Genomic DNA, 12959 nt, shown 5'->3' on the forward strand with positions numbered 1-12959 from the left:
GTGGGGAGAAAACTGTGCTTGATGTAATAACCATTGGGGAAGTATTGATAGACTTTACGCCATCAGGTCGTACCGCGGGAGGAAACGGGCAGTTTGAATGCAATCCTGGAGGGGCTCCGGCTAACGTAGCAGCTGCTCTATCCCGTTTAGGAGCTAGAGCGACATTGATTAGCAAAGTTGGGGATGATCAATTCGGTTCCTTGCTGCACGATACCTTGATGAACGGCGGCATCGACGTGTCTGCGCTTACGTTTACAGATGAAGCCAATACAACGCTGGCATTTGTTCATCTGGATGACAACGGAGACCGATCGTTCAGCTTCTACCGGAAACCAGGAGCGGATACATACTTGCGCACGCAGGATGTCCCGTTCGATAGGATTGAAAACTGCTATGCACTGCACTTTGGTTCTTTGTCGATGACCCATGAGCCGGCCCGTACGGCAACAAGAGCGGCAGTTGTGAAGGCTAAAGAGACAGGAGTCCTGCTTTCATTCGATCCGAATATCCGGTTTGCTTTATGGGAGAGTAAAGAGGAAGCGAAACAGAATATCCTTTGGGGTATGAAGTATGCAGATATCCTGAAAATATCTGAAGATGAGCTCCACTTTATAATGGGTACAACTGATGTGGAAAAAGGCTCGCTAGAGCTGCAACAGCAATTCGGCATCGCCGGGATCTTCGTAACTTTAGCGGAAAAAGGCTGCTATTACCGATTAGCTGGTCATGACGGATATGTGCCAGGTTTTCAAGTAGAGGCCACTGATACGACAGGAGCCGGCGACGCTTTTCTGGGCTGCTTGTTATATAAGATACTGAAAGCCGGTGTTTATTTGAATCAGCTGACCAAACAGCAAATCATCGGTATGCTAACTTTTGCTAATGCCGGCGGTGCATTAGTAACCACACGGAAAGGGGCTCTTCAATCTATGCCGACGACAGATGAAATTACCCAGATAATCGAGACAAATAAACAGCACGATGATGATAGATTTAGGCCGGGTTTTCATTTTTCACCTCACTCCCATTGGTTGAATGATCCCAACGGATTAGTCTATTACGAGGGAGTCTATCATCTGTTTTATCAGCACCATCCTTATAGTAACCAATGGGGACCAATGCACTGGGGTCATGCTGTAAGCCAAGACCTGGTTCATTGGGAGCATATGCCTATCGCTCTGTTCCCGGATGAGCATGGCGCTATTTTCTCCGGTTGCTGTGTGGTTGACTGGAATAATAGCAGCGGACTGTTCGATGGTTCCCATGGATTGATCGCACTCTTCACTCATGCAGACAGCTGTCCGGAGACCGAACAACCTCGCCAGCGGCAAAGCCTGGCTTACAGCAGCGATAAAGGCCGAACTTGGCACAAATATGAGGAGAACCCAATACTCGACGAGCATGATCTGGTCGACTTCCGGGACCCCAAGGTGTTCTGGCATTCGCCAAGTGCATCCTGGATTATGGCTCTTGTCGCGGGAGACCACGTTCGGTTTTATCGTTCCGACAATTTGCGTGAATGGTCGTTGTCAGGCGAATTCGGAAAGAGTGAAGGCTCGCATGACGGAGTTTGGGAATGCCCTGATCTCTTTGAATTGCCGGTTGATGACAGCGGACATTCCAAATGGGTACTTATCATAAGCATCGGAGATAATCCCAACTGTCCAGAAGGCTCACGCACGCAATACTTTATCGGAGAGTTCGACGGAAATACGTTCATCAATGACCATCCGGCCGATCATATCCTGTGGCTGGATTATGGCCGGGACAATTATGCGGGGGTCACCTGGTCGGATATAGCTGAGCAGGACGGACGACGTGTGATCATCGGATGGATGAGCAACTGGAAATATGCTAACCAAACGCCTACCGGGGCCTGGAGAGGCACAATGACTCTGCCTCGCGTCTTGTCATTGACCAGTCGAGACGAGGGCGTAGTTCTGACCCAAATGCCTGTTCGGGAAATAGAGCAGCTGCGGAAAGGAACGCTCTGCTGGAATGAGGTTAAGGTTACGCCAGAGGTGCCGTTTACGCAAAAAACGAATGATGTTCTGCTTGAAATTGAAGCGGATATCGACATTCGTTCCGAAGACGAGGTTCATATTAAAATGAAGTCCTCTGGGCAAAGTGAGACTATTATCGGTTATGACCCTGTGCGCCAATGGCTATTCATCGACCGCTCGAAATCGGGCCTGAGTGATTTCCACCCGTCGTTTGCGTGCAAGCACGGTGCTAGAATGGTTTCGGAGAATGGGAAGATCAAGCTGCATATCTGGCTGGATCGCAACGCGGTTGAAGTGTACGCGAATGAGGGCTTGGTTGCACTGACGGATCAAATATTCCCTGATGCTCCGATGGATCGTATTGAGATAAGTGCGAAATCAGGGGAAGTTGTAGTGAACTCGTTTTATATGCATGCTCTTAACTCCATTCATATTCCTAATGGTCCAACGGAGCAGACATCCAGGAGGGTTGAAGTATGAGCCATGCAACCGATAATCGGGGATTGATTATGTATTGGGCCTTCAATGAAGGAACCGGTACAAGCGCTCTGGAGAGCGTATCCCAAGTCCAGGATAATATCCAGTACGTGTTTAACCAAGCGGAGTTTACTCAACCTTGCCCTCCACGGTGGAGACAGGGGGTAATTGGAAATGGGCTTCTGTTCGATGGTTATTCGACTTACATTGCGCATTCGTTCGATGAGGGAAATCAGAACACCGAGCCAGAGTATCGATCAGCGTTAAGCATAGGAGTATGGGTAGCCCCACGCTCCTATGAATGGGGGGATGATGGCAAATTGTCCGCCATCGTGAACCGCTACAACCTGGATCGCAAGCAGGGTTATCTGCTCGGCATGTTCCGTCACGGTTCCTGGTCCTTCCAAGTCGGGCTGGAAGGAGGAGACTGGAAGGAACTTTGGTCGCCGGACGGCCATGAACTGCCCAAGAATGAATGGTCATACGTGAATGCTGTGTTCGATGGGAACCAAGGGGAAATCAAGCTGTATTTAAACGGCAGTGAAATCGCTTCAGCTGCCGTGCCTCGTGGTTCCCGCCTGGCTGAGGCGGCGGACACGGATCTTCTTATCGGCAAGAATAACCATAGCAGCCTGCTGGCGGAAGTGTTCAGCCTGCACATGTTTAGCGGTATCATTGATGAACTCAAGATTTATAATCGGGCGCTGAGCGCGGAAGAAGTGGCCGCTTCTTATCGGCATGTGCTGGATACCTTTCATGAAGGTATCCGGCCACAATTAAACTATGACGAGATCAAGCTGGACCGAACGCCACTGCTACTTGATCGGCACAGACCGCAATATCATGTTAGCCCGCCGGCCCATTGGATGAACGAACCTCATGCACCGATCTATTTTGACGGGCAATATCATTTGTTCTATCAGCATAACCCGCAGGGGCCGTTCTTTCATCAGATCCATTGGGGACATTGGGTAAGTCAGGATTTGGTGCATTGGCGTGATCTACCCGTGGCCCTGGCGCCCGAAAAGGATCAGCTCGCACCGGACGGGATCTGGTCGGGAAGCGCAACCTATGATGCTGACGGACTTCCTGTCTTGTTCTTTACGGCAGGTAATGACAGCGCTTCTCCGAATCAGAGCGTAGCGCTTGCCCGAAGCACTTATACCCTTGACGGAAACCCGGATCTGGTTCAGTGGGTCAAACATCCAGAGCCGTTGATCGTGCAGAAGAAGGGAATGGGCGCATTTGGGGATTTCCGAGATCCATTCGTATGGAAGGACGATGACGGCTGGTATGCTCTGGTCGGGTCCGGAATTGAAGGTGGAGCAGCACTGGCATTTGCGTCACAGGATATGCTGAATTGGACGTATAAAGGGCCGTTTTTTAAAGCGGATATTCAGAAGTTTCCTTACCTTGGACCCATCTGGGAGCTCCCTGTGCTTCTTCCCCTTGGCAGTGACAAGCAGGGAGTGAACAAACATCTGCTGCTTGTCAGCCCTGTGGGGAAGGGAGCGGATGTCGAGGTGTTCTATTGGATCGGACAACTTGACAAGCAAAATCTTTCGTTCATCCCCGATCAAGAAGAGCCTCAATTGATTGATGTCGGGGATTTCCATTTTACCGGACCGAGCGGAATGGTTGATCCGAAGACCGGCAGAAATATCGTCTTTACGATAGCCCAAGGCGACCGGACCTCCGAGATGGAATATAAGTCGGGTTGGGCTCATAACGGAGGCTTGCCGTTAAGCGTGTATTTGAGGGATGACGGACGTCTGGGAATAGAGCCGATTCAGGAGCTTCAATCGCTGCGTGGCCCTAAGCGGCTATCGCTTCGGGACCAGTCATTGGCTGAAACTAATGTGCAGCTTAGGAATGTTCATGGTGACATGCTTGAGATTCAATTGGAATTGGAGCCCGGCAGCGCCAAAAAATTCGGAATCAAGGTCCGTTGTACGCCGGACGGAGAGGAAGAAACTCTGCTGTATTATGATTGGAATCAAGCGTTGCTCATGGTCGACCGCTCGAAAACGACCCTGCATCCTGGAGAAAAGTGCGGAGGGATTCAAGGCGGTAAGTTGGAGCTGCTTGGGGAGAATCTGAAGCTTCACATTTATTTGGACCGCTCCATGGTCGAAGCTTATGCAAGCGGATTGAAAAGCCTGACAACCCGGGTATATCCGAGCCGTATGGATGCTTTGGGACTCGAGATTTGGGGAGATGGAGAACCGTTTGTTAAATCCTTGGATATATGGGATATGCAGTCCGTTTGGTAAGACGGTTGTTTAGGCGCTCCTTACGAATGGGGTATGCACAAATGATCAAGAAACTTTGCATTCCTCCGTTTGGAAACGTTTCATTCATATTCTCCCTTCTTCATGACTATTCATCTTTGTACAAGGAGAGCATTTCGAAATGAGGTATCGATGTTCGCAAGTATAACAAGTTTCGAAGGAGGCTCGAGAATGAGGAAAGTCAAAAGAGGAAAATGTTGGATATCGGGAATGGTTATATGGGCTATGGTGCTCCAGCTTGTTGTTCCGGGAATCTCTGTCGCGTCCGAAAATAGAACTGTTGCTGGAGAAACGCTCATTCCTAAGAATGATGTGAAATCATCGGTTACGGATGCGATTTATCAAATCAAGAATATTCCTAAGAATGACATGGGATTGTCAGTTACAGATTCAGTCTATCAAATCCGGAATCCTGGATTTGAAACAGGAGATTTGACGGGATGGACCGTTATCAAAGGCGATGCGTTCGGTCCGAATAGCGTAACCGACGAAACGACTTGGTGGGCAGAAAAAATACCGTATAACCAGGAAGGAGCTTATCATTTAAACGGCTGGAAGTATGACGAATCTGCGACAGGTGTACTTCGTTCCAGCACTTTCGAGCTGGGCGGAAGCGGCTGGATCAGCTTCAAGCTTGGCGGTGCGAAGAACCCAGACAAGGTATTTATAAATATTGTGGAAGTCGATACGGGACAAGTTATTGCCCGATACGGAAATAGCGCATTCGCCGACGTTGGCTTCCCGGATCCTGCGCAGGGCATGCGGCTTGCCAATATGGTGCAATACAAGGCGGATCTTTCCACACAATTGGGCAAGAAACTGTATGTGGAGGTCGTCGATAATGCAACCTCGGATTGGGGAGTCATTTTTGCGGACGCATTCTCCATGTACCATGAGTCGGAGCCAGCTGAAGGAATTGTTGCGACGGATATCAAGCCGGATTTCAAGCGCTATGAAATCGATAATCCAAGCTTTGAAACCGGAAATCTCGATGGCTGGACGGTTGAGGAAGATGCTTTTGAAGTGACTGATGAAGCTCATGCGAGCAAAGAAGGGAACTTTTATGCCAAATCCTCCCTGCAAGGAAAGGGCTCCATCACTTCTAATACTTTCACGCTTCAGGGAACAGGAACAATTAATTTTACTGTTTTGGATATCCTCAAACCGGAAAATGCATATGTTGCACTTTTCGATGCGAACAGCAACACATTGCTTATGAAAACCGGGAATGTCAGCGCGAACGAGAAAATCTCATGGAAAGTGCAAGAACACTACAACAAGAAGCTCTATGTAAAGGTTGTCGATCATTCCAATGAAGCCAGCATTGCCGTTGATAGTTTCCAAGCAAGTGGTAGGGGGACTATTTTCTACTTAAACCTTGATGAAGGCGCAGGAAAGAAAGCGTTGGAGAAAGTACACAATCTTAGGCACGATGTGAACTATGTATTTAACAACGCCAGGTATATGGCATCGAAGGATCCGAGATGGACTCCGCGTGGAATAAAAGGCGGCGCCTTATTGTTCGATGGATACTCGAATTATATTGAGGTCAATGCAAACGTTACTGTGCCTGTAAGCGACGCGTTAACCATCGAAGCTTGGGTTGCACCGCGTAGCTATGAGTGGGGAGACGGAAACAAGCTGTCTGCGATCGTAAACCAATCCGACCAGGATAAAGCGGAAGGCTTTTCTCTTGGTATGTATCGGCACGGTACATGGTCGATGCAAGTAGGCATCGGCGGTCAGTGGATTCAGGTATGGGTAAAGGATCACCCGTTGGAAAAATACAAGTGGAATTATGTGGCCGCTACTTTCAGTAAAGAAGATGGAAAAATTAAGTTATATCTAAACGGTGAGGAAGTGGCTTCCCAAGCAACCCCCGTCAACGTTCCGATCACACCATCTACCGAAAGCCTGATCATCGGGAAAAATAATAAACCTGTAGAGTTAGCAGGGGTGTTCTCCTTCAATATGTTCAGCGGACTCCTAGATGAAGTGAAGCTGCATAATAAAGCCCTTACGAACCAGGAGATACTTGCTGGATATGAGAGCGTGAAGGCGCTTCATGGAGGTTCAATTCCGAAAATTCCGAATGCGGACATTGATGAGGATCCAAGTGTGTTTGACGGAGATCAGCACCGACCCCAGTACCACGCGATGCCTCCGCAAAACTGGATGAATGAAGCACATGCACCGATTTACTATAACGGCAAATACCATTTATTTTATCAACATAACCCGCAAGGTCCATTCTGGCATCAAATCCACTGGGGGCATTGGGTGAGTGACGATATGGTGAACTGGGAAAATGTAAGACCTGCTCTTGCGCCCGAAGCGGGCACCCTAGATCCGGACGGCACGTGGTCAGGCAGTGCAGCGTATGATCGAAACGGCAATCCTGTTCTGTTCTATACCGCTGGCAACGACTCCTTGTCGCCGAACCAAAGAACAGGGTTGGCAACTCCGGCGGATTTGTCCGATCCCTATTTGGAAAAATGGGAGAAATATCCTAAACCGGTAACGGAGCAGAACGGAAAAGGCATCCACAACGAGTTCCGTGATCCGTTTGTATGGTACGACAAAGAGGTGGACAAGTGGTATCAGTTAGTGACATCTGGTCTTCCAGACTTCAGCAGCGGCACAGCTTTGGTGTATGTATCCGATGATATGTACAATTGGAAATATAAGGGGCCGTTATACGTTAGTGACAGAAGCCGTTATCCGGAGTTGGGTACGGTATGGGAGCTACCAGTGTTATTGCCGTTAGGCACGGATAGTACGGGCAAGCAAAAATATATTTTCATGATTAATCCCCATGAAAAGCCGGAGCATGTTCCTCCAGCGAACGATGTGCAAAGAGATGTTGAGGTCTTTTACTGGATCGGGACCTGGGACCGGGATAACTTTAAATTTATTCCTGATCAGGAGGCACCCTCCAAAATGGATGTAGGTGACGGCTATTTAACCGCAGAGAGCGGTCTGGTCACACCCGACGGAAGAACGGTCGTATTCTCTATGGTGCAAAATGTAAGAACACCGCAAGCCGAATATCAATCTGGATGGGCTCATAATTTATCTTTGCCGGTTTCCCTAAGCCTCGATAAGTATGATAAATTGCATATCGAACCGATTAAAGAACTGCAGAGCCTTCGAGGGGAAAAATGGGTTGATTTTTCGGACAAAAATTTGGAGAGTGCCAATCAATTGATTAAGAATGTCAAAGGCGACATGCTAGAGATTGTGATGGAGATTGATCCGCGTGAAGCCCAGAAATTTGGTCTCAAGGTGCGACGCTCGGAAAAAGGCCAAGAAGAGACGCTCATTTACTACGACAAGAAGAACGGGACGTTTAATGTGGATCGAACCAAGAGCAGCATTGATCCGGATGTGCGTGTAGACGGCATTCAAGGAGGATATGTAGATCTTGAAGGAGAGAACTTGAAACTCCATATCTTTCTTGATCGCTCGGTCATTGAAGCCTTTGCAAATTACAAGAAGAAGCTGACAACTCGTGTCTATGTAGGCAGATACGACTCCTTAGGCTTACAGATCTGGGCCGATGGCGATATCAATATCAAATCCATGCAAGTATGGGATATGAATGCCTTAACGGGTAAACCGGCTGCTCCGGTCTATGTACCCGATAAGTGGGATAATTCTGTGTATAAGGATATTACAGAGCTGCCTAACCATGATTTTGCTACGGGCGACTTAACAGGATGGATGACGGAAGGAGACGCCTTCCAGAATGTCCATGTGACCAATACCCAGTTCTTCTGGGACAACATTTTCTTCAACCCGTCGCATAAAATTCCGGGCAGCTACCATTTGTGGGGCTTCAACGAGCAAGCCGGCGGCGACAGCTTAACCGGAGCGCTAAGATCTCAAAATTTCGTCCTTGGTGGGAACGGTAAGATCAACTTCCTTATCAGCGGAGGCCGGGATATAGATCGTCTGTATGTTGCGCTGGTTCGGGCGTCGGACGACAAAGAGTTATTTAAAGAGACAGCGACCAATTATGAGGAATATCAACGTAAGATTTGGGATGCGACGGATTATATCGGGGAGGAGCTTTATATAAAGGTGGTTGACCACTCCAAAGGCGGGTTTGGACATATTAACGTCGATGATTTTAATGTACCTGTTCAGGTAAAGAAGAAAACTAACAACTGACTCTTGTTAATACAGAATACCCGTGAGTCCTGTAGTCACTCCAAGCAAATCGAATAGTCAAATAGCTTATCATTCGAAATGGCATCGGTATTGTATCTGATTCTGGAATTGAGCTTTTGATAAATGGGAAGTAAATAATGTAAATCTCGAAACCCCTTATCTTATCTATGGATAGGGGGTGAATTATTGTTGTCAGAATGCAACGTATTGTGTAGAATTAAAGAAAATTATGGAAACATAATTGAGGTGGTGGTGGTCCCTCTATACTCAACTTATACAGAGGAATGAATAAAAATGCTTGGGAGAGGGGGGGAGTGTGTGTATAAAGAGCTTCTGAGCATAGCACAGCTAATGGGGGAAACAATGCGATTGGTTGGGTATGCCCGATACTACAAATCCCTTAACATTGATGGTTTACATTACATACATCAAGTAGAAGGTACCCAAGTGATCGCTATTGTTAAACCAAATCATAGTACTCATCATGAAGCTACAACATTTTTAATGAATCTATTATTAACGGAAAATCTAAAAATGAATACGGTTACAGGGCATGCCCAGAATCTGAAAAAGTTCTTGGATTACATGATGTTCTGGAGGCTAGAGGAAGATTTTGAACATATCCATAATATCGAAGTAAAAGCAGGTAAGACCGTATCCTATTGAAGTAATATTACTGGGATTTGCGGATTACCTTCGATGTATTCCAAAAGGTTACAAGCCATTTGAAGATTTAAAGGTGGCGACTCACGGGATTCATTGGTCTATGTTAAAGAATATCCCCCTTAACAAACATGCAATGGCAGAAGGGAAGCTATCAACCGTAATTCGAAGCAGTCATAACGATTTAAAGAAAACCAACTGGTGTGAGTACCCGTCTGGTGCACTTGCTCCGATCATCTATACTGCATGTGCATATCTGAAGTTCTTGCGTGATAGAACAACAAGATTTAAATACCTGCCATTAGAGCAGGTTCCGAGAAAAGAAATAAGAGATAATCATTCATTAATAGCGGGTACTGCGGGTAGTAGGGTGCGGATAGTGTTTGATGTGGAAAATATTGCTCGAGATTCCGGTACTGCAGGACCTGGAGGAGGGAAGAGCAGGCAAGCCTCTCCCATTAACCACGACAAGGTCTTTAGTGAGACCGAAGCAGACATGTTCTTTGAATTGATCGATCCGTATGAAAATGCTTTGGATCTTCTTCTCTTTGCGATATTGCGTTACTTTGGATTACGCCCTGGTGAAGCAGCTGAGATTCGAATTGAGCCGTCAACAATTCCTTCCAACTTAAACGTGTATCATACAGCAAGAGAGGAATTAACCGAGTCTCTTTCCGGGAACTTGCAGTTTGTAAAAGAACGCGGGTTGCGGGGGAATTGGGTCATTGATACGGGATGGAAAACGAAGGCTTCCTGCAGGGACGTGGCGTTGATAACTCACAAAACAATTGATCCATTTAGCAGGAAAAATATCCGATTTCCAACACAAGAGGAGTTCACTGATCTTCTGTATTGGGCACTTCTTCAGCGGCGGGAACTTTTGTCTTATTACACAAGTGAAGATCATGGCTATCTATTTGTATCAGAGTCAAACAATTCAAAAGGGAAGCCATTAAGTAAGAAAGGCGTTTACAGTAAGTATAATAATTTGGCTGATGACTTATTTCAACGAACTGGGGGAAGCGTAGACCTACGTTCCTACTATCCACACACCTTCCGACACTTATTCGCGACATCACTTCTCCTAAGATATCGCAGACCATTCGAAGAGATCAGCAAGTGGTTGGGGCATTCTTCTGTCGTGATTACGCGCGATACATATATTCATTAGATACCTGAGTCAAATAATGACACAGAAAAAGGTAAAGTAGATCATTTAGGGAGGGTATTTATGCGACAGGCGGAGATCTCAGAGGGAATCCACGCGCATGAGGAGGACTCGGAATGACACTAGAATGGACTCCATTATCGGAATTTCGCAAATTTTTAAAAAACACGCTGCGTTTGAATCATGTGAATCAAGTATTTTCTTCTATAAAAAATCCCGTCCTTCAATTATTTACTACATTTCCGGCCCCGGATAACTGGTTAGCTGTACCGCCTGAAGAGAGACCAACCTTTCGGCATCGCGACAGTCGAGACCTATGGTATGTCATTTTCTGGGCTTGGCATACAGGTTTTTGCAAGGGAAATGATGTAGTAGCACAATATCGTCGAAACGACTTGGTTTGTTACCTGTCAACCAGAGGTCGTGTTAATCTGTCGGATTTCCCCGTCAAAATGGGCCTCCTCAAAAATTCAGAAGCAGAAAACATCCGCAAAAAAGACTCAAACCGTATAGGTTTGTTCAACAAACTATCTATACACCTTCTAGGTGTTATGAAACCGCTGGGCGATTTCACGGAAGAAGATATAGCGTTAGCGGATGTAATGCGTCCGAACGACAAACGTTATAACGCCAAGTGTTTAAAGGACATTCTTTTTGAGCTTGGATATTCGGATGAACCAGGAAGACGTAGGCAAAGAATACTGTTTGACGATTGCTGTGAGCATCCAAAGTGGGGGGATATCGCACGTGAGTTTCGCGAGCATTTAAAACGAAGTAATTCGCTAGACTATTATATTCGTAAAGCGGGCAGTGCTTTGCATAAATTTTTCAAATGGCTTGACCAGCACGGGGAGTCGGATGCTTCATCTCTCGAGTATGAAGATTTTCTCGATTTGTTTGATTACATTTCAAAGAATAACGATGGAGAGGAGTTTTCAGCTAAGTATACCGGGAACAATCTTCTACACATAAAGTTATTCTTTGATTGGGGGAAAGGTTCTCATACATTTTTTCCAACATACGTTGACTGGCCCAGTGATTTATATTCTGGAATTCATCGTGAGGCCCAAGAAGAAACATATTCCGGTGATGGCCTCGCTTTTGATGACCCAAACTTCCCGATGCTCATGAAGGAAGCAATTGAAAATTATCATCCCGAAGATGATGTTGAAGTTTTATGTCGCGCTTTTTGGTTAATTATTGCCTCATCACCGGTGCGTAAAACGTATCTGCTCAATCTTCAGGCTGAAGAATGTATGCTGCCATTGCCTAATGCTCCATCAGCGATAGGATTATACAGCCCATATTCAGGTATTGAGAAAGCTAAACATCGTAACGGCCAATTTCCTATAATTGATTCTGCAGGTCTTAGAGCGGTCGAATTTTTACAGAAAAGATCGAGCGATAAAGCCTTCCGACCGATACGGAACGAAAGAGCGGATGCATCGTATGTGCATCTTTTTCAACTGGAGAAATATCCCTGGATTTTGAATGAAAGACAAATATATAGGTTTTTTTACAAGATAGCAGAATTTATTGGACATGGAGATAAAAAAGGGAAGGCTCATGGTTACAGACACTATCTCATAACTCACATTGCAATCGAAACCGGGAACAGTGAGTTAGCACGACTTGCTGCAGGTCATGAAAATCAAACCATGCTGAATCGATACTTACGAAGTAATCTCTCCCGTCAAGCATTGTTATTTGCTACTATTAAGAAATATCAGGATGGTGAGATTGCGGGACGGTTTATTTGGCGAATCTTCGAAGCACTTGCCAGCGAACAAACTGAGCCTGACGAATTGATAAAAGCTTTGGGATCTGAAGAGCTATCTTTAGATGAATTCTTTGCAAAATTCGGGCTTCCAGCTCCTACAGGTGTAGGAAGATGTTTAATACAGAGGGCTTGCCTTTTTGAGGCAAAGTGTTTTTCCTGTCATCATTTCGCCATACGAAAAAGTGAAGCAGCACAGGCATTTCATACTTTGGCCAGATTAACCAAGGACATGTGGAACATGATGCGAGGCAGTCGGGATTTTACAACCAAAAACGCCAAGGCGGCCGGATTAGCTACGCAAATAGCGTTGCTTGGGGACATGATTCGGCATTTCGGCTATAGTGACGAACAGATTCAAATAGAGGTTATCAGTCGACTAGTCTGAGCTTAGATTGGAAAGAGGT

Annotated in this window: 6 protein-coding genes; all 6 read left to right on the top strand. The window is 46.3% G+C overall.

Translation table 11 applies throughout. From position 1 onward, the window contains the following. Positions 1–14: 14 nt before the first annotated feature. The 6 genes from MKY16_RS11770 (at position 15) to MKY16_RS11795 (ending at position 12940) form a co-directional block, all read left to right on the top strand. Complete coding sequence (locus tag MKY16_RS11770) at positions 15–2483, top strand: PfkB family carbohydrate kinase (RefSeq protein WP_340955408.1); 2469 nt, start codon at positions 15–17, stop codon at positions 2481–2483. Beyond that, complete coding sequence (locus tag MKY16_RS11775; protein ID WP_241113510.1) at positions 2480–4753, top strand: GH32 C-terminal domain-containing protein; 2274 nt, start codon at positions 2480–2482, stop codon at positions 4751–4753. The genes MKY16_RS11770 and MKY16_RS11775 overlap by 4 nt, the downstream gene beginning before the upstream one ends. Before the next feature lie 189 nt (positions 4754–4942). Further along, on the top strand, positions 4943–8944 hold the full coding sequence (locus tag MKY16_RS11780) for a GH32 C-terminal domain-containing protein (RefSeq protein ID WP_340955410.1): 4002 nt from the start codon (positions 4943–4945) through the stop codon (positions 8942–8944). 318 nt (positions 8945–9262) lie between these two features. Further along, positions 9263–9610, top strand: coding sequence for a hypothetical protein (locus MKY16_RS11785; protein WP_340955412.1), 348 nt, complete (start codon positions 9263–9265; stop codon positions 9608–9610). A 100-nt stretch (positions 9611–9710) separates the two neighbouring features. After that, on the top strand, positions 9711–10778 hold the full coding sequence (locus tag MKY16_RS11790; RefSeq protein WP_340955414.1) for a tyrosine-type recombinase/integrase: 1068 nt from the start codon (positions 9711–9713) through the stop codon (positions 10776–10778). A gap of 113 nt (positions 10779–10891) precedes the next feature. Further along, complete coding sequence (locus MKY16_RS11795; protein ID WP_340955415.1) at positions 10892–12940, top strand: hypothetical protein; 2049 nt, start codon at positions 10892–10894, stop codon at positions 12938–12940. Positions 12941–12959 lie beyond the last annotated feature (19 nt).

The organism is Paenibacillus sp. FSL L8-0641, from assembly GCF_038006265.1.
GTDB lineage: Bacteria > Bacillota > Bacilli > Paenibacillales > Paenibacillaceae > Paenibacillus > Paenibacillus polymyxa_D.